This window comes from Aromatoleum sp., assembly GCF_035254505.1.
Taxonomy (GTDB): Bacteria; Pseudomonadota; Gammaproteobacteria; order Burkholderiales; family Rhodocyclaceae; genus Aromatoleum.
This window is the reverse complement of the sequence record NZ_DATFAO010000044.1, coordinates 179,248-197,748: the sequence shown is the minus strand read 5'-3', so window position 1 is coordinate 197,748 and position 18,501 is coordinate 179,248. Positions and strand designations below refer to the sequence as shown.

Sequence of the window (18,501 nt, the reverse complement as noted above, 5' to 3'; positions counted from 1 at the left end):
ACAAAGCCGCGATTATATGAGGCGAGCGTCAAGCCTGTCCTCTTGCGTACCCGGTTCTATCGATGTCGAGATACGTCGAACCACCCCAACTGCCCATCGGCATCGGCCTCCACGAACTTCGTCCGTTCGATCCGGAAGGCCAGTGCGCGCGCATCGCGAGAGCCAGGCTCGACCTGGGCGGGCACGAAGCTTGGTTCCGTCGTGACCAGAATCGTCGACTGGCTACCTGTGAGTTCCCGTAGGTCGAAATCCAGGTGAAACGGGCCCGGGCTCTCCACCCTGCGGACGTCTTCCTTGCCCGAACTCGTCAATGTCCGCAGCGTGAGCGGCCGTTTCAACGGAGAGGCGTTAACGCAGCTCAGTCGAAGAATGCTGGCCGTGGATGGGGTCTTACGGATACGCAGCGCGAGTGTCGGAGGCGCCCAGCCATCCGGCGATACCGATGCATAGGCGCCGGGCAAGGCAAGGCGCAGCCGCGCGTCCTGCTCGTACGATCCCATCAGGCGCTCGTAGCCGTCGGGCGTCAGAAACTCCCGTGCTTCCTTTACGACGCCGAAGAATTCGGCAGCCAGATCCGGCACCCTTTCGTCGAACGGATACACCGAACACAGTTCCGAAAGATAGCTTTCGAGCCAGTGCGGGCGGGGTACCCCGACATGGCGCGCCAGCAGACGCATGGCTTCGAGCGCGACGGTGCGCCGCATCTTCATCGTGATGCAGTCGTCGTGAAGCCGAGAGTAGGCATGCACGCGGTCGACGTGCGCAACGCCCTGCGGGAACTGCTTGAAGACCCGCAGCCAATACTCGAAGTCGAACGCCGTTCTCAGCCCCTCGTCGAGCAGGCCGACCGCGTCGAGCACGGTGCGTCGCAAGAACACAGTCGGCTGGCAGATGTAGCAGCCGTCGTGAAACCCCTGGATCGATGCCGATGGCGGTCGCGTCGGATACCGGCCCAGCGGCGCCCCCTGCGCATCGACATGCTCACCCTCGCCGTACAGCATCATGAGCGACGAGTCGGCGACGAAGCGCTGCACCGCATGCGTGATGACGTCTGCCGCATACAGGTCGTCGGAGTTCAGCCACCCGATAATGTCGCCATCCGCCAACCGGAGCGCCTTGTTGATCGCGTTCGCCGCGCCACTGTCCGGCTCGGACACCCAGCGCAGGCGCTGCCCGAAGCGGCCCAGTCGCGATTCCAGAACGCCCAGCGTGCCGTCATTGGAGCCGCCGTCGACGACGATCAACTCGACGTTCGGATAGGTCTGCTGAAGAACGCTGTCGATGGCCTGCCCGATGAAGCGGGCCTGGTTCATCGACGGCATGACGACGGAAACCCGCGGCTCACGATCAATCAAGGAGTAGTGTTCCGGAAAATAGGAGAGTTGTTGCCTCGGACCCGCAATCAGCCGCGGAATCGATCCTGATTCTCGACGAACCATCCGTATGCATTGCGAAGGCCCGCCTCGAGCGAAATGCTCGCCCGCCAGCCCAAGGCGTCCAGACGCGACACGTCGAGCAATTTGCGCGGCGTGCCATCCGGTTTGCTTGCATCGAAGACCAACCGTCCGCGAAAGCCGGTTACGCGCGCCACCGTCTCGGCAAGCTCGCGAATTGTGCAATCGACGCCCGTGCCGACGTTGATATGCGAAAGCATCGGCTGCGTATGCGCCCGGTAGTTTTCAATTTCCAGTTCCATCACATGAACGCTGGCTGCAGCCATGTCGTCGACATGCAGGAATTCGCGCATCGGAGAGCCCGAGCCCCAAACAACCACCTCTTCGTCGTCGCGCTGAACCGCCTCGTGAAAACGGCGCAACAAGGCCGGAATAACGTGGCTGTTTTCGGGGTGGAAATTGTCGTGCGGGCCATACAAGTTCGTCGGCATCACGCTGCGGTAATCCCGTCCGTACTGCCGGTTATAGCTTTCGCATAGCTTGATCCCCGCAATCTTCGCGATCGCGTAGGGTTCGTTGGTCGATTCGAGCGTCCCGGTGAGCAAGGCCTCTTCCTTCATCGGTTGAGGCGCGTGCTTCGGGTAGATGCACGAGGATCCGAGAAACAGAAGCTTTTGAATGCCCGCCTGATGTGCCGCGTGAATCACGTTGCACTCGATCATCAGGTTCTCGTAGATGAACTCGGCCGGGTAGGTGTTGTTGGCGTGGATTCCGCCGACCTTCGCCGCGCCCAGATAAACCTGGCTGACTTCTTCCTCACGGAAAAAGGCCCCGACTGCCTCCTGGCTGGTCAAATCCAGCTCGGCGTGGGTACGAGTCACGATATCCCGGAAACCGAGCGATTGCAGTCGGCGCACAATCGCCGCGCCCACCATGCCGCGATGGCCGGCGACAAAGATGCGATTCGTCAGCTTGCTCATCAGTTCTCTCTCGACACGGCAACGTCGTATCCATGATGCTTGAGCAGGGCGTGACGTCGCGCTGCTTCGAGATCGTGAGCGACCATTTCCCGGACGAGTTCCGACAACGGCGTCTCCGGTACCCAGCCGAGCCTTTCCCGTGCTCGGGTCGGGTCGCCTAGCAGCGTTTCGACCTCGGCCGGGCGGAAGTAACGCGTGTCCACCGAAACTACGACGTCGCCCACTTTCACTTTGGGAGCCTTGTCCCCGGTGACTTGCGCAACGATGCCGCGCTCATTGACTCCCTGGCCTTCAAAGCGCAGTACGATGCCCAACTCTTCCGCCGCCATCCGGATGAACTCGCGCACCGAATATTGCACGCCGGTGGCAATCACAAAATCCTCGGCCTGCTCCTGCTGCAACATCAGCCACTGCATCTTGACGTAATCGCGTGCGTGACCCCAGTCGCGCAATGCATCCAGATTGCCCATGTACAGGCACGACTCGAGCCCCTGAGCGATGTTCGCCAGCCCGCGCGTGATCTTTCGCGTCACAAATGTTTCGCCACGGCGCGGCGACTCGTGGTTGAACAGGATGCCGTTGCAGGCGTACATCCCATAGGCTTCACGATAATTAACAGTAATCCAATACGCGTACATCTTCGCGACGGCGTACGGGCTGCGAGGATAGAAGGGGGTCGTCTCCTTCTGCGGAGTCTCCTGCACCAGGCCATACAACTCGGACGTCGATGCCTGGTAGAAACGAGTCTTCTTCTCCAGGCCCAGGAAGCGAATCGCTTCGAGCAGGCGCAGCGTGCCGATCGCATCAACGTCCGCCGTGTACTCAGGCGCCTCGAAACTCACGGCAACGTGCGACTGAGCGCCGAGGTTGTAGACCTCGTCGGGCTGAATCTGTTGAATGATTCGCGTCAGGTTCGACGTATCGGACAGGTCGCCGTAATGCAGAATGAAGTGCTGATTCTTGACGTGCGGATCTTCATAGATGTGATCGACACGCGCTGTGTTGAACAGCGAGGCACGGCGCTTGATGCCGTGCACCTCGTATCCTTTGGCAAGCAAAAATTCAGCAAGGTACGAGCCGTCCTGACCGGTTACGCCAGTAATTAGAGCCTTTTTCATTGCAATATCCTACCGGTAGATCAGTTCAACGTTGCCCTTATCGAATATTTCGCACGCGCCACCAATTGTGCAATCCAAAATCTCTCGACCATCTAAAGCGAACTCCTTTCTGGCAGCTTGATACGAAATTTCACTGTTTTTCAAATCCGGAAAATCCCACTTTTGTCCATGGCCAAAATATCCCGGGTGGAAATGGTCCTTGTCGTCGCCAGCAATTACAGACTCCTTGTTTTCCTGGCCTAGTACATGCTGGGAAAAACGGTGATCCATTCCAACAATATATACCTTGCTAAATCCCATGTAATAGATTATCTGCAGTGCAGCATGAGTAACCGTCCAGCCTTCATTTACGTACTGAACTATGTCACGACTAAATCGGGCACAAGGTTTTGGTAAGTCGACGGTGTTGAGATGAAAGGTCATCGGATCCGCCGGGATAATGTCAAAGTCAACACGGTTAGAGATAAACTTTGGAATAAGACATTTTCTGTAATCTCCTGCAGATTGCTCAATGACCTTCTTGTTCACTGCGACGATGTAGTTTGGCTTAATACCTAGGAGGTCAAAGCCAAGAAAAATCTTGTTCAATCCAAAAATAACAAGACGACCAGTGTCGACTCGCTTAAAGTCGACTTCCTTTAGGCTAGGTCCGTTGCACATGAGGACGCACTCTTTTCCCTTGTGCCTGTTCTTAAACCTAAGGAGTCGTTCGTATGAACTATGCGGAATAATTGCGTGCGTCATCTTCCCGTCTGCCGGATTTTGATTTTTCATCTTGCCTTCTGGAATAGAGCCCAATTCGCCTGTTGCTTGCAGTGCGCAAATCCGGTCGATTAATAATCTTTCAAGCTTGTTACAAATTTCCGGCGCCACGTGGCGTTCGGTCAATAACTCAAGACATCGCGGTAGAATCGCGTTGATCTTTTCAATCCATTCACTGTCCAAAATGCGAATATCTTGTAGAAATCCGCGAAAAGCGCTTTCCACCAGGGATTTGTCTATGGCCTTAAGTGTTGAGATCGCTGCGTGCATCTCCGGCGACCGCTCTGAAGGAGAGCCAATGTCTGAGGTATTCCATGCGCGCCAAAGGAGCCAACCCAAAGCTCGCTGACAAATCGACTTCTGATATGAAACATCATCCTGACGAGGGGCTCCAAATTCGCGAATAACGATTCCGATCACTCTGGAGATTGAAATGTGACGTTCAGCGTAACTTGAACTCAAATATCTTCTGTATTTGTAAACTTGGCTGCCGCAATTCACGAATTTGCCGCCGTTAGAAGACTTCAGTAACCTTGACATGAACCAGACGTCTTCGCCGGCAATTTCAGACGCCTTTGCCATGAAATCCCGCTTAGAGGCTGGATATGCGAGCTCAGTTAGAAATTTCCGCGGGATGAGTAACGTGCAATGATGTGGCCATCCAAGCCTGAGAGACTGCGAGTCAAATTCATTCGGACCAGGATTCTGAGACAATATGCCTTCATTTGAAAAAATTGTTAGGCCGCCGAAGGCGATAGAGTCAGGGTGAGTCCTTGACGCATTGACGCGGCGCTCCAGCGAGTCACCAGTTAGCAAATCGTCACCGTCAGCAAAGCATATCCATTCGCCGGCAGCAAGGGTTAATCCGACGTTTCTCGCATAATTTCGCTCAACATTTCGTTCAAGATGCACCGCGCGGAATCGCGAATCCGTACGGGAAAAATTTTCGACAACCCCCTTTAGTCTGCCGGTGCTATCACCGTCGATAACGACAATGCACTCCAGCGCTGAATAGGATTGCGTCCTGATTGATTCCAGGCACTCGGATAATTCATCGGGTTGGTTATGCGCAGTGACTACAATGCTTACGAGGTCACGAAGGTGGATCCAATACTCACGGCGATCGAGAATTGCATTGAAGTTCATGCAATGGTGCAGAACGTCGTGCCTTCTCCCGAGGTGCGTCTCCTTATAGCTGATCGGCGGAAAGGTCTTCTCCCACTGTTGAAGAATGCTTTCGCTCTCCGAATGCATTAGACGATCTGATGCGGTGCCGACAGCAGCATAAAATATAGTCTTGGGGCGATTTAGTAAGATAAATTTGTGCCCTGCTGCTCCAACTCGGAGCCAAAATGCATAATCGGCGCAGAAATCATACTTCTTGCTGTCGAACCATCCTAGCGAGGCGTGAAGCGATTTTCTCCAAACTGGAGCGCAGTGCGGAGGGTTTCTCTTCTTTGTAGCACCGTTTCGATCTTGGAAGACTAAGTCTTCACCGAAATATTCAAAAATTTCAACGCCATTAAGTCTTTCTGGCGGAAAGTGTGATTGAGGATGAGGGTTCGCTTCCGCGTCCCCAATCTTCGAAGTCATAATCGCGGTGCTGGAAAATACGGCCGCCTTGTGGGATTCGAGGAATTCTGCAGCTAGAGCGTAGTAGTCTGCCGAGACCCTGTCATCCAAATTCAAATTACCAACAAATGGAGTCTGTGCTGCTTTAATAGCTAAATTCCATGCGTCGTACAGTGAGCAGTTCGTCTCCTGTGGAAGATATACCAAATCCGGGAAACGCTCCAACTGCTTCCGCACGTGGATTGGGTCGCGATGAGAAAATGGAAAATCGACGGCGATCAATGTGCAGGTATTAACCATTGAATCGTGGAGCAGGCTGTCGATATACGACTCCACTAGCTCGGAGCCATTGAAGCAAGAAAGAAGAATTGAGATCTGTTTCATCTTGTTCGGATTGCTATGTTCGTGCCCCACTATTCGTGGAGTCGTTGTAACGTCCATGTTGGTACGAGACGTAAAATGCCAAAACCTACTGGGCTGGCACTGTCTTCCCGTTTACTTGTGGAAGGATAGCAAAATCTATATCGGAGCTAATGCCGTAACGCCTAGCGATCTTCACTAAGCAGGGCACTTGTCGAAGACAACTCTAGTGGTATCTGGTGACGTACAAAGGAAAAAAGATCATCCCAGCTTGCGTCGTCGCCCTTCCAACGATTCGACTCGGGGCCTTGGAACGGTCGAAGTTTGCAGACGAGCATATTTTCACATGCACGGGATTCCGGAATGCTTTCACTGGCGAGGACGTATAGAGCGCGTTGATCCGAATTCCTCGAAATCGCTGCCCGAAAGCGAGCGCACGCCGAGATCGGGTCGGTGTTGTGAGCAGAAGACGGCCATTCGTATCGTATGAAGACAGGAAACTCGGAATTCATGGCCTTAAGCGTCCGGTCTCGCAAGAAAAGATACTTGTCCTTAACGGATTGGCGGGCGCTAATAAAGTCGGAGGCAATGCTTCCTTCCGCAGTAGGAAAGTCATGTTGAAATTTCAAGCCAGACCAAGGGTCCAGCACACGAAGCCCTTTGTCCACCACACGACATGTCTCTGGAAGGAAGAGGTTGGCGTCAAATCCGTTGACGATGAGGTCGATTGCATCAATATTTTCAGTAATCAGCCAATCAAAGAAAAATGCCTGCTCATTGCGCGTATGTCGGCGGATTTGATATGCTGTTTGACAAGACACCCCGAACCCGATAATTGCGGTGGTGCTCATTCGTTGATTACCGGATGACTCGAGGGAAGCCGGATGCATTAGCGATCTCCAGATGTTTGCTTAAGGCGCATGACGATGATTGACCATGGGGAGCAACTTACAGTTGTCTTTAATGTTGCACCGGTGTCCGTTATCTGAACTGCCATCTTGCCGTTTAAGGTCCTCGATGTCGCGTCGTTAAGACCCAGGCCGGAAAGCGCATCCTTTCGGATATTTACCGTGTCGGTACACCGGTCCGTCAGAGCAGCGGCACTCTTGATAGGATGGATGATATGTAAGGCGAGCTCATGCGATTGGGAGTGACCCCGAATGACGATCTTCGCCCCAGGGTCGGATGAGTTGAATGTGACCGGCGAGCTCATCTGCAATTGAGCGTTATCAAGGCTGGACGCGGTCACAAGCGTAACCCCGGAGGCGCGAAGGTTTGTGATGGTGTCTTCGGCGAACTCGTTGGGGCTGTTCACGGAAATTAGCAGCTTGAGGTGAGCAATCCGCTTCGGATCGTAAGGAACGGATTCTCCTGTCGGTACGATGACAAAGGGGACGTGTGCGTCGTTCAGCCGACGAACGAGCTGCAAGGTTTCCTTTAGACGGTAATTCGTGGTCGGAGCAAGGATTCCAACGACCGGTAAGATTTCATAGTTGTCTAGAGCGTCTTGGTTGGTTCTGACGAAACGATATAGGTCGCCATAGTCCTCCGGTGTTCCGAAGAAGCGCGTGGGTTGGCGATCCGCTCCCTGATTCACATAGACGTCCCAGGGAATCAGCGGTTGTCCTCCAAGCGCATACAAGTAGGAAATAGCCGTGCGATTCTGGTCCTTGGAGCCAGGGGTGATCGAAGGCGTGTAGCCCATCCCCAACGCTCGATAGGTCGCTGCTTGGAGACTTACGAGATCCAGGTCGTCGATCTTCGTCTCGACCATGGCGTAATCGGCGTAGGGAACCAGAGCGAATTCATCCCGCTTTGCATCCGGCCCAAAAAGAGGAAGGTTCATCGAAATCGCGACTTTCCCCGGAGCGGCTGCCTGTAGTTCTTGCTTGAGTTTTGAGTAGTGGTTCAGAATTGACTGTTTGAGGTAAGCATTCCAGTAGCGGGAGTCAGGTATGTCACGTTGCCTTTCTACGTATTCGCTGTTTGTTTTGATGCCGTAGCGTTCGGAAAGATGCTTTTTGTAGTCCAAATTCGGCGAATCTAGTCCCAGTGAGCGAATTTCATCCTGATCTCTTTGCTGCTTAAGGAACTCACGAAATCCTTCCACGGAAGACTGGGAAAAGTCGCCTCCCCAGCGACGGGCCGTAAATTGGAGCAACGGGTCATCAAACTGGATAGATTTTGCGCCAAGCTCCAGATACCGTTTAGCCAGGCGAGTGATTGCGTCCCGCGTTACCGGGCTGGTTGTAGTAACCCATTTGGCGCCCCAGGATTTCATCCAGGGAGCGACAACGGGATTGCCCTCGAAATCGCGAGCAAGGCCGTCGTCCGACGGTAACGGAATGTTGGAGCTGATGGCTCCTCCAAACCAAGGTGCGCTAGCACGCAAGGATTGGATGAACTCAGGTTCGGTGGAGTATACCCACTCGATTCGTGTCGCCCCGAACGATCTAGCGACCTCAGGCGCCTCCGGACGTTTGAAGCGCGTAGAAAAAATTACATCCGATTTGCTTGGTACTGGGCCCTTGTATTCAGGATGAACTGCGGTGGTACTGATGAGATCCCATGCAGCTCGCAGTGTTGGCGGCCAAGCTAGAAAGACCGTTAGCAGCAGGGGTAAGAGGCGGGGCATGGCTGTCTCCTCAATCTGGATCGTGTAGTCTGGCGGCAATGCCGCCGCTCAAGGAAATACAAGAACCTTGGAGGAATCCCACACTGCCGTCGGCGACGATTCGCGCAAGCGTGGCGACTTCTTTCGGAAGGCCGATGCGTGCGGAGGGATGGGCCTTTTCGAGCTGGCTGTATAAGTCCGGTCTTCCAGCGAAACCCGCTTTCAGCATTTCGGTCTCGATCGCCGCAGGCTCAATGGCGTTGATACGAATCCGCGATCCCAGATCTACCGCCATGCTGCGGGTAAGGCCGCTTAGCGCGGCCTTGCTGGTGGCGTAAGCGACAAACCCGGGCTTGGTTAGGGATGCGTGAATGCTACTGATATTGACGACGCAGCCGTGAACCTCTTCCAAATGAGAAAGGAGGGCCTGAGTCCATACGAAGGGCGCCAGAAGATTGACGTTTATTGTTTGTTGCCAGTCGTCGACTGTGAGTGAGTCGGTTCCTCCGAGTACTTGAACTGCCGCATTATTTACAAGTGCGTGCAGCCCGTTCGATCCGATGATTGCCTTTACGGTTCCAAAGAAATCGTTTCGATATTCCGCGTCGGTTACAGTCTGAGCCAAGTCCGCGCGAAGGTAATGTTCGCAGCGCAGATCTGCCGGCATTGCTACATAGTCGGTAGCAATGACCGAATAGCCTGCGCCTCGGAATTCGTCGACGAGGGCCCGCCCGATGCCGCCGGCGGCACCGGTGATGAGGGCAAAACGGGCGGGCGTCGGGCTCATTTCGGTTGCACACCCAGGAAATCCATCAACTTCGTGATGGCGATCTCGCTGGTGCGAGCGACGGCGTCGGCAGTGTTCGACGCATTGTGGGAGCCGAAGACGCAGCGGGGGTGGGTGCGCAGGTAGGAGTCCATCGGCAGCGGCTCTTCCTCGAAGACATCGAGTGCCGCGGAATAGACCTTGCCGCTTTGCAGGGCGGCCACCAGGGCGGGTTCGTCGATCACTGGGCCGCGGCCGACGTTCACGATACGAACACCTTGCTTGGCGCGTGCCAGAACGTCCGCATTGACCATGTGGCGACTGCTCGCCGTCAGCGCACAGTTCACGACAATGAAATCCGCCTCCTCGACACGTTGCGGCCACGTGGCCATTTCGACGGCGGCGAGTTCGGGCACGGGCTGTGCAAACGGGTCGTAGGCGATGACACGCATGTCGGCGGCGAGAAGACGCCGGGCCGTGTTCTTGCCGATGTCGCCGAAGCCGACGAGCGCGACCGTTTTGCCGGCGAGGGAGATGCCTCGCGGCTTGGGCCATTGGCCGGCGCGCACGCCGCGATCGATTTCGAAGGTTTCCCGGGCGAGAGCGATGACATAGCCGACGGCGACGTCGGCAACTTCCCCGCCGAACATGTTGGGGGTATTGGTGATTGGAATCCCCATGTCCTTGCAGGCGGCGAAATCGACGTTATCCACGCCGATGCCCCATTTCACAGCGGCCTTCAATCGACCGGCCTTGCCTGCGGTGAAGACTTCACGGTTCGCGGGGTCGTCGCCAATGATCCAGCCGTCGTGTTGGGGCACGAGTTCAGTCAATTCCGCGACCGAAAGCGTCTGCACGACTTTCGCAGCAGTCAGTTCAACGCCGTACCTGGCGAAGAGAGGGCGAAAACTGTCGATCATGCCCAGCATCGGAGGGCAGGTCACAAGAATCTTCATGCGGTCATTTCCTTCTGCTGCTCTTGCTGAAAACGGGCCGCGACTACTGCAAAATCCCAGTCCTGCGGCGTGTCGATGTCGATGGATTCGAAATAGGGACCTTCGTACATCATCGGCTGCTTGCCGATGCGGGCCTTCGTCTTCGCGAAGCTGTCTGCGGTGAAGATGTAGAGATTGGAGTTCTCCTCGAACCAGGGCTCGAGATTCTGCGTCGGGATCAGGTTGTCCGGATCGTGGTTAACCGGGCTGCAGTCCTTGCGATAGAAACGGGTCTGGACCTTGTCGACGGTGAACAGCGAGTCCGCGTTGCCTTCGGCTTTCGCGGCACGGAAGGCGGCCAGCGCCTCGCGGACGGTGTTGGCGCTCATGAGCGGATTGGTCGTGTGGGTCATCAGGTAGATGTCGGCCGGAACATTCGCGACGTCGTCCGCGAGCACGAGATTCATCGACACGGCGTCGCCACAGATCTCCGGCTTGCGATCGCGAATGACGATGCGGTCGGTCTCGACGAGGCCGTTTTGCGCCAGGATGTGACGGGCGTCCGTATTGATGATGACCTGGTCGATTTCCTTCACTTCAAGCAAGGTGTCGAGGATCCAGCGGAACAGCGGCTTGCCGCAGAAATCGCGGAAGTTCTTGCCTTTGACGCGTTCGCTATTTGCCTTCATTGGGAGAAGGGCGACGATGCGAGAAGAGCCAGTCATTTGATTCGTCCGTTTCAGTTGAAGGGTAGTAGTAGATTTCTTTCTGGCGATGCGAGAGCTTGCGGTGTTCATGGTTTCCCATGTAGGCACCCCAGAACTGCATCGCGCGATACTGCAGGATTTCAAGCCAACGGCCCCCGAGCTGTCCGTGACGCCGGGCGCTGCGCCAATCCATCGAGACACTGCTGAAGAAATAGCGGAGCACGTCGAGGGGCGATATGTGCACCTCCGGCATGATCTGTTGGAGCGCGATCGCCTCGCGTTCGAAGCGTCGACGTACGCTGCGCCAGGATTCCTGGTGATGGTGATACACGAATGCTTCGGCGACGTAGCCGATCGGCCTGCCCTTTTGGACGAGCCGTTTGGCGACATCCATGTCCTCAAGACCCGTCAGTCCTTCGTCGAATGGCGTGTCTTCCCAGTCGGCACGGCGAAGTGCCGAATTGGCGTTATTGCAATAGAAGCCGCTCTGGGGAATTGCCGAGACGGCGGGGAAGTATTTGGCGAAGATGCGGCGCTCGCTGAAGTAACTATCGTCATCTCCGATCTGGCGACCATAGGAGTAAGCGACCTTGCCTTCGATGAGAGGCTGGCAAAGGGTCTGCAGCCAGTCCGGACGCGCCGGAACGCAATGCCCGCTGATGAAGACGAGAATATCCCCGCGACTCGCGGCGCAGCCCATGTTCAATGAGCGCCCGAACGAGAACTCCTCCCGGGTGATATGCAGTATGCGACAACCATGCCGCGCAGCAATCTCGAGCGTGCCGTCGGTTGAACCGGAGTCGACCAGCACAACCTCCCATTTCAGGCCAGCGGTTTCCTGCTGTTTGACGCTGATCAGGAGGTCGTCCAAGTGCCGAGCTTCATTCAGGGTACGGATGACAATACTTGCGAGCATTGAACGACTCACTCAAACAGATTGCATGGTGATGACAACAATACGAAGGGCGCCTGAGTTTTCCGGTGAATCAAGGAGATTTCTTCGGGATATGCATCATTGATAGCAAACATGTCCCAATGATAGGGGAAGAGCCTTTTCGTACCAAGTTCCGCTGCTAGCAGAAAGGCCTCACGAACCGACATGTTTCCGATGATTCCGCGCCGTGCCCGAAAGAAATTCTGCTCATTTACCGGCAGAAAAGCGGTTCGAATCGGGGTTTCGCGTGAAAGTGCGTCGAGCAGTTCTTGTGTGACACCGGTATCACCCGCGAAATAGGTTCGTTGCCCGCTCTGGGCAGAAAACAGGTAGCCAACGCAGGCTAGGCGGCCTTCGGGGTCGCGTTCGACACTGGGGTGGGCGGCGGGCACCGCTTTGATGCTGAGGCCAGGCAGAAGCGGATGCCAGGTCTCGGATGCTGTCTGGATTCTGTGCGGAGCAATACCCCATTCAAGGAGTTTCTCCGCGGCCGGCGGCGGGGCCACGAACCGGGCGTCGGGCGAGGCATCCGACAGGACCGGAAGCGTGTGCGGATCGCAGTGATCGATGTGGTCGTGCGTAATGAGCACCCAGGTCGCGTCGCGCACGTCTGCGGGCGAAACGGGGATGGCAACCTGGCGTATCAGGTCGGCTGAATCGAGTGCCCGCACCGAATCCGATAGATACGGGTCGATATATACCGTACCTTCGGCTGACGAAATTCTGAAACCGGCTTGGCCGAGAAAATCAACGGAAAAAGAGTTCACGATAATCGGCTTTTTCAAATGTCGGACACGCGCCATCCAAAGTGGCATCAATGATTCTTCGTCCCGCTCGCTGGAATTCGAGGCGCGCCAGCGCGTAGGATTCTTCGGAATGGGCCAGATCCGGATTGTCCCAGCGCTGACCGTGGCCGAAGTAGCTCTCGCTAAAATGATTGGGATCTGGGCCGTCCAATGTTCGCGCCTCGTTCGGTTTCCCCGAGAATTCGTAACGATGGTCCAGCCCGATCAGCACGACTTCCTGGAATCCCAGGTAGTAGGCAATCTGCAGGGCGGCGTGGGTGACCGTGAAGCCTTCATGCACTCCACGAGAAATGTCGTGACAGAATCGCGCTGGGGGCGTTGTAGTATTGATCAGGTAGGTCATCGGCCCTTCGCTGATCCTTCCCATTGCCCCCTGGCTTCCGATGAATTTGACGCAATTCATGGCTCCGATCTCATTGAGGGACTGCTCGATGACCTTGGCGTTGATCGCGACGTAGTATCGCGGGTAAAAGCCGAACTTGCGGAATCCCAGATATATCTTGTTCATGCCGATAACGGTCTCTGAACGGAGAAAACCGAGTTCCATCTTGTTAAGCGAGGGGCCGTTTGCAACGATTACGCACCGGCCTCCTGCATGGCGGTTATGGAGCATCCGAAGTCGAGACATGTCTTACTCGATGTCCAGACCGCTACTGGATGAAGCGGAAAGAAAGGGAAGGGCAGCGGCAATGTTCATTGCGATGACGAGCTCTTGTCGGTTAGTCAGTGCGTCGGATATTCCAGGGCATCCAGAAGTCGCCGATAGCTTTCAGATGCCTTTAGTTGGTCGGAGAGGTCATCATCAATCTGTCGCCGGGGTTTCTGTTCAAGGATGTCGCTGGTGCGCCCGCTGTCGCCCGTAAGATGGAAGGCAGAAAATAGTTCGAGAAATTGATCGAAGAACGGCAAGTCGAGATGCAAGGCGATTCTTTGCATCGTTGTTGATGGGCTGTCCACCAAATCTTCATACCTGACGACCGGCAGCCCCTGGTAGGCGTCGAGGAAGGTCAAGTAACGCTGGCTGTATTCGTCTATGGTTTGCGGAGCAAAATTGAGCCAGCCATTGCCCTTCAAGGAGAGGAAGCTGTCCAAGGGATGGCGCACAGTGAGGACGGAGAGTGTGGTAAAGCGTGATTCGAGGATCTGTCGAAGGTTCGGACGGTCCGGGATCCCGGGGCCACGGCAGTAATGGCTGTGTGCGTGGTCGCGAACGACCAGACGGAGGCCGCGAGAATCCGCATCTCGCTTTACGAGTTCGATGCTGTTGAGAAAGAGCTCAATGAGAAGCTCCTGTGACGCCCCTTGGGTACTCTGACGCATCTGCGTAATGATGTCGGTAGGTGCAAACCGGGGCTTTTGCTGATCCAACTGTGTGCTCAGAGGATCGACCTCACTGAGAACCTGGCTGTTGGGTGTTGTCGCGATGCACTTCGTCACAAGAGTGCCGCCTGTGCAGGCAAAATGATGTACGGTGCGAATCGGTTCCGAAGCCGCAGACCGGTATTGTGCGCAGAGATCGAGGCACTGACTTAAGAGATCGGAAGGGTTGCTGGTGGGCAACAGGGCGCCCGCATTGGTCTTCCGGAATCCATTCAGAAGACTCAATGCGTCATCAATTGCCCCCGTTAGGGCCTGTACTCCATCCGGCAGATGAGGTGTAGAGGGCGGCATGGTAACTTACCCGTTGTTTCCCAAGGACGTCACACGCGACGAACGCTGTTCACGGTGTGATTCAGTGTCGGCCGGGGGCGTTTGCGTGGAAAGAACGAGCTCCTGGGGTTGCGGGATTTGATGCAGGTAATCGGCAACCGCAGCGAGTCTTACGGAAAGCTTTTCGAGAAGATCTTGCTGGCTTTCGTAGTTTATCCTCAGGTCGCGATGGCGGGTCTGGAGATCCTGAAGCGCCGATTCGCGTAGCGATTGGAGCTTCACGCTAAGAGCGGCGGTGCGGCGCGCGTCCGTAGCTTCGCGGCGCTGTTCTTCAAATTGTTTCTTTAGTTCTTCGTGCGTTGCGGACAGAGCACGCAGTTTATTTTGCGTTTCCGTAACGAGTCGTTCGGCCTCGGTCTTGGCGTGGTTCAGCGTCTTGATTTGCTCTGCACTTTCAGCGGCATGCCTTGCTTGTTGTTCAAGGGCCGCTGTCTGCTCGGCTTTTTCGCTCGCAAGAGCCTGTTGCGCGTTACGCAGGGTGGAGGCTTCGTTCGCAAGACTGCTATTTGCCTCTCGCAATTGGGCCAGTTCTTCAATTCGAGGTAGCTTCGCTGCGAAGTCACGCTGAAGCTCGGCAACTCGCTGCAGAGCGCCGTCGCGCGCCTTGATTGCCTGTTCCAGCTCTGCCGAACGCTTTGCAGCCTCGTTCAACGCGGATTCATGTTGTTGAACGAGTTCTGCGTTTTGGCGCCGCAATTGCGCCGAATCTTGCTCTATGCTTTCCTTGCTGACGCGCAGCTGCTCCAGTTCTAGCGAGCGCTCTGCAGCCTCCTTCAATGCGGTTTGATGCTGTTGAATGAGTTCTGCGTTTTGGCGCCGCAATTGCGCCGAATCTTGCTCGATGCTTTCCTTGCTGACGCGCAGTTGCTCCAGTTCTAGCGAGCGCTCTGCAGCTTCCTTCAACGCAGTTTGATGCTGTTGAATGAGTTCTGCGTTTTGGCGCCGCAATTCTGTCAATAATTCCTCGGCGCTGTCCTTTTCTGCTCGCAGACGCTCAAGCTGCTCGGTGCGTTCCACTAGCAGTTGTTCCTGGACCGCGCGTGAAGCATCTTCCTGGTCCAGGCGCTCTGTCGCCGCACGCAGTGCTGCCTTATGGCTCAGCAATTCGGTCGCTGTCCGGGCATTCTCAACCTGATATTGGCGGACGACGGGTTTCCAGTTCCTCGCAAAAAGAGCGCTTCCAATTGCGGGCTGTCGTTCGGCATCGGTTGCGACGCAACGAAAACCGTGGCTTTCGAGAAACTCACTGATCTCGGATATCGAGGCGCCGACGATCGAACACGCCTCTTGGTCCATCAGGGTCCGTACTCGGATGACGTCGAGGCTGCCTAGATACCTTCCCGCTCCACGCAAAATTGGAAGTGCCGGGAGGCAGTCAACGACGGCCCAATTGACTTCCTCGGTCGATATGTCTGATTCTGATAGTAGGCTTTCCAGCGATCGCGCCGGAAGGGTGCGTCGATCGGTCGTCTTCAGGTTACGCCACAAGACGTTCAGGTTTTCGGGGGGCACCAGCCCGCTTTCCCTGGGGTTTGTGGCCACGTGAAAAAGCGACTCCCCGTCGCATTCGTCGACCAGTGAGTTGTGCGACGACCATCCGGGGCGGTCGGCAGTGGCAACCTCAAGCTTCTCATGCAGCCGTTCATCGGCTTCGACCAGAAGCACCCTGGGTACCGACCATTGAGCGTAATGTAGGCTCGTTGTGGATGATCCCGCCCCGACGTGAACCACGCCCAGTGGTGCGGCGAGTACGCGCAGATGCTCGATCCAGAATTGCATCGATGATTCGGCAGTCATTCGAGAAGCCTTCTAACGTGGGACGTCACTGAGACAGTTCTGCGTGGGTGAGCTTTACCGTGCGCAGACGAATGCCCAGAACGCGCTGATCGTCCGATCCGTGGTCTGCGGGTGAAATCATGTTCGGAAAGCGAAACTGGAGCGTCCATCCGAGCTGATCGCCGATGTCTCTCGTAGAGAAACTGGTGCGGACGACTGCCGGCAAGGAGGGGCCGGAGGTTTCGAGCGGCACCGGGTGGCCGTTCATGGCCAGTTCCATTCCGGTGAGGATCTCCGGTGCCATTGCATCGACAATATCAAGCTCGATTTCGTAGCGGCCGTCGCGCAGGCGCGGAAGCTTGAGCGTGCTGTAAGGTTCCGGGCCGGCCCACCGCCCGTCCTCTTCGGCGTAGTACCAGTTATCCCCGATCACGTCCGAGCGCATGTCCCACAACATCGTGCGTGGCTGTTGATCGCCCCAGAACGCTGGGCTCGATGTTGTTTGCGCTATTTCCGCATTCTTGACAAAGTAGTGTTCAAGCTCTTCTTGAACCTGATGGAGCTGGATCAGAAGCAGCTCGTTCTCCTGGCTGGCTTCCTTGAGTTTCGACTCAAGCGTATTGAGGTCGGCGTCAGAGGGGCCTGCCTTGGCCGCGTGGCGGGCTTCTTCGATGGTCTTGAGGTGCTGATCGCGTATTCTCGTAAGTTCATCACACTGACTCTTGAACTGAGCAATCTGGCGTTGTTGCTCGGCTGAGACTTTGGCCTGCTCGTCTCGGCTCTTGATCAGATCCTCACGCTCGTTCGCGCATCGCAGAGAATACTGTTCGAGTTCCTCCTGCGCCTGATGGAGTTGGAGTAGAAGCTGATCATTCTCTTTGCCGAGCTCGCTGAGTCTCGACTGAAGCGATTTGAGTTCCGCCTCCGAGGGCGCGGCCTTGGCTGCCTGGCGGGCCGCTTCGATGGTCTTCAGGTGCTGATCGCATACTCGGGAGAGTTCGCGGCACTGATCCTTGAGTTGCGCAATCTGGCGCTGTTGCTCGGCTGAGATTTTGGCCTGTTCGTCGCGGGCCTTGCGCAGTGCCTCACGCTCCTCAGCGTATTGCAGGGAATGCTTCTCCAACTCCTCCTGTGCTTGATGTAGTTGAGCCAGCGTGAGGTGGTGCTCCTGGGAAAGGCTCGCGTGGCTGTCTTCGAGAGCCTTCTGAGCCTGGGCTGCGACCTTCGATTGCAGGTCGAGCGCCGCGACGACGCGATCATGCGCACTTTGCAGTTCGCGCGCCGCGATTGTCGATCGGCGATATTGATTCCAGCCTCGGTATATTTCGGCACGTTCGACGTCGGCGCTTGCTGCAGCAAAGTGCGCTGAATTTTCCAACTCGTCGTAAAGCGTGGCTACGTCGTCCAAATCGGCAAGTAGTGGCTTCAGCAGTCGGGCGCCGAGACTGCGGACGTCAAGCTCTTCAGCCATCGCAGCTGCCGAGCCGCAATCGAGACGGAGTTCCCAGTCGGTGTTCACTCTTGCCACGAAATCGCAGGGCGACTGCATGACGGATGACGTGTTGGCGAGAATGCAGCGCTCGGGATGGCGGTGGAAGAAGGCCATCATCTGCGAGTTCGCATCGCACCAGGACTGAGCGGCTCGCTCGATGTTTTCGGGACTGGCTTCGCTATCCGCGAGCATCTGTGCGACCGCATACTCCGGCGCGGAGTAGACGAGGAGGAAACGGATCTGTGAGTCGAGCTGCAGCCAGAAATCAAGCAGTGACAGCGTGCGTGAGTCCGCCCAACCCCAATTCTGCTTGTCCAGGTTGCCCATCAGGAGATCGACGGCGAGGTTGTGCCAGACCTTCCCAGGTTGCACGGATTTGACGATGTCCAATGCATCTGGATCTAGTTCGTAGTACTTCAATATCTCTGTTTGGAGAGTCGTCGGCGTCATGCCCTCGCGTCGAGAGGGAGATGCATCGCCCAGCCCGGATTTCGCAAGGAATCCGTGTACCGCCTGGTAACTCGAGCGGTAGTGGCCGCATGTAAGGACAATCTTCACGTTACTTCTCCACGATG

General features: G+C 56.0%; 15 protein-coding genes. All 15 read right to left on the bottom strand.

Annotated features, from left to right (window positions below):
• Nucleotides 1-56: 56 nt before the first annotated feature.
• A complete protein-coding gene (locus tag VJ673_RS07750) occupies nucleotides 57-1,439 on the bottom strand; it encodes a glycosyltransferase family 2 protein (RefSeq protein ID WP_324125487.1) in 1,383 nt (460 codons plus the stop codon).
• A complete protein-coding gene (gene fcl, locus VJ673_RS07745) occupies nucleotides 1,403-2,374 on the bottom strand; it encodes a GDP-L-fucose synthase (protein ID WP_324125486.1) in 972 nt (323 codons plus the stop codon). Before fcl ends, VJ673_RS07750 begins: the two co-directional genes overlap by 37 nt.
• On the bottom strand, nucleotides 2,374-3,492 hold the full coding sequence (gene gmd, locus VJ673_RS07740) for a GDP-mannose 4,6-dehydratase (RefSeq protein WP_324125485.1): 1,119 nt from the start codon (nucleotides 3,490-3,492) through the stop codon (nucleotides 2,374-2,376). Before gmd ends, fcl begins: the two co-directional genes overlap by 1 nt.
• 9 nt (nucleotides 3,493-3,501) lie before the next feature.
• A complete protein-coding gene (locus tag VJ673_RS07735) occupies nucleotides 3,502-6,210 on the bottom strand; it encodes a glycosyltransferase (protein WP_324125484.1) in 2,709 nt (902 codons plus the stop codon).
• A 161-nt stretch (nucleotides 6,211-6,371) separates the two neighbouring features.
• The gene (locus VJ673_RS07730) at nucleotides 6,372-7,037 is read right to left on the bottom strand and encodes a DUF1796 family putative cysteine peptidase (protein ID WP_324125483.1); all 666 of its coding nucleotides are present in this window, start codon (nucleotides 7,035-7,037) and stop codon (nucleotides 6,372-6,374) included.
• Nucleotides 7,038-7,075: 38 nt separating this feature from the next.
• Nucleotides 7,076-8,821 (bottom strand): hypothetical protein, encoded by a 1,746-nt coding sequence (locus VJ673_RS07725; protein WP_324125482.1) that lies wholly within the window; start codon nucleotides 8,819-8,821, stop codon nucleotides 7,076-7,078.
• A gap of 10 nt (nucleotides 8,822-8,831) precedes the next feature.
• Complete coding sequence (locus tag VJ673_RS07720; RefSeq protein WP_324125481.1) at nucleotides 8,832-9,587, bottom strand: SDR family NAD(P)-dependent oxidoreductase; 756 nt, start codon at nucleotides 9,585-9,587, stop codon at nucleotides 8,832-8,834.
• A complete protein-coding gene (locus VJ673_RS07715; protein ID WP_324125480.1) occupies nucleotides 9,584-10,522 on the bottom strand; it encodes a phosphoglycerate dehydrogenase in 939 nt (312 codons plus the stop codon). Before VJ673_RS07715 ends, VJ673_RS07720 begins: the two co-directional genes overlap by 4 nt.
• Nucleotides 10,519-11,226 (bottom strand): acylneuraminate cytidylyltransferase family protein, encoded by a 708-nt coding sequence (locus VJ673_RS07710; RefSeq protein ID WP_324125479.1) that lies wholly within the window; start codon nucleotides 11,224-11,226, stop codon nucleotides 10,519-10,521. The genes VJ673_RS07715 and VJ673_RS07710 overlap by 4 nt, the downstream gene beginning before the upstream one ends.
• Nucleotides 11,177-12,124, bottom strand: a complete 948-nt coding sequence (locus VJ673_RS07705; RefSeq protein ID WP_324125478.1) for a glycosyltransferase family 2 protein — start codon at nucleotides 12,122-12,124, stop codon at nucleotides 11,177-11,179. The genes VJ673_RS07710 and VJ673_RS07705 overlap by 50 nt, the downstream gene beginning before the upstream one ends.
• An 8-nt stretch (nucleotides 12,125-12,132) precedes the next feature.
• A complete protein-coding gene (locus VJ673_RS07700) occupies nucleotides 12,133-12,909 on the bottom strand; it encodes an MBL fold metallo-hydrolase (protein WP_324125477.1) in 777 nt (258 codons plus the stop codon).
• Nucleotides 12,890-13,561, bottom strand: coding sequence for a 6-hydroxymethylpterin diphosphokinase MptE-like protein (locus VJ673_RS07695; protein WP_324125584.1), 672 nt, complete (start codon nucleotides 13,559-13,561; stop codon nucleotides 12,890-12,892). Before VJ673_RS07695 ends, VJ673_RS07700 begins: the two co-directional genes overlap by 20 nt.
• Nucleotides 13,562-13,671: 110 nt before the next feature.
• Nucleotides 13,672-14,619, bottom strand: coding sequence for a hypothetical protein (locus VJ673_RS07690; RefSeq protein WP_324125476.1), 948 nt, complete (start codon nucleotides 14,617-14,619; stop codon nucleotides 13,672-13,674).
• Nucleotides 14,620-14,625: 6 nt separating this feature from the next.
• Entirely contained in the window at nucleotides 14,626-16,455 is a 1,830-nt protein-coding gene (locus tag VJ673_RS07685) for a coiled-coil domain-containing protein (protein ID WP_324125475.1), read from the bottom strand.
• A gap of 25 nt (nucleotides 16,456-16,480) precedes the next feature.
• Nucleotides 16,481-18,484: a hypothetical protein gene (locus VJ673_RS07680; RefSeq protein WP_324125473.1), complete on the bottom strand. Its 2,004-nt coding sequence runs from the start codon at nucleotides 18,482-18,484 to the stop codon at nucleotides 16,481-16,483.
• Between the last annotated feature and the right edge of the window lie 17 nt (nucleotides 18,485-18,501).

Coding starts and splice junctions, on each gene's coding strand:
- VJ673_RS07750 (WP_324125487.1), bottom strand. CDS start 1,439: ATGGTTCGTCGAGAATCAGGATCGATTCCGCGGCTGATTGCGGGTCCG.
- fcl (WP_324125486.1), bottom strand. CDS start 2,374: ATGAGCAAGCTGACGAATCGCATCTTTGTCGCCGGCCATCGCGGCATG.
- gmd (WP_324125485.1), bottom strand. CDS start 3,492: ATGAAAAAGGCTCTAATTACTGGCGTAACCGGTCAGGACGGCTCGTAC.
- VJ673_RS07735 (WP_324125484.1), bottom strand. CDS start 6,210: ATGAAACAGATCTCAATTCTTCTTTCTTGCTTCAATGGCTCCGAGCTA.
- VJ673_RS07730 (WP_324125483.1), bottom strand. CDS start 7,037: ATGAGCACCACCGCAATTATCGGGTTCGGGGTGTCTTGTCAAACAGCA.
- VJ673_RS07725 (WP_324125482.1), bottom strand. CDS start 8,821: ATGCCCCGCCTCTTACCCCTGCTGCTAACGGTCTTTCTAGCTTGGCCG.
- VJ673_RS07720 (WP_324125481.1), bottom strand. CDS start 9,587: ATGAGCCCGACGCCCGCCCGTTTTGCCCTCATCACCGGTGCCGCCGGC.
- VJ673_RS07715 (WP_324125480.1), bottom strand. CDS start 10,522: ATGAAGATTCTTGTGACCTGCCCTCCGATGCTGGGCATGATCGACAGT.
- VJ673_RS07710 (WP_324125479.1), bottom strand. CDS start 11,226: ATGACTGGCTCTTCTCGCATCGTCGCCCTTCTCCCAATGAAGGCAAAT.
- VJ673_RS07705 (WP_324125478.1), bottom strand. CDS start 12,124: ATGCTCGCAAGTATTGTCATCCGTACCCTGAATGAAGCTCGGCACTTG.
- VJ673_RS07695 (WP_324125584.1), bottom strand. CDS start 13,561: ATGCTCCATAACCGCCATGCAGGAGGCCGGTGCGTAATCGTTGCAAAC.
- VJ673_RS07690 (WP_324125476.1), bottom strand. CDS start 14,619: ATGCCGCCCTCTACACCTCATCTGCCGGATGGAGTACAGGCCCTAACG.
- VJ673_RS07685 (WP_324125475.1), bottom strand. CDS start 16,455: ATGACTGCCGAATCATCGATGCAATTCTGGATCGAGCATCTGCGCGTA.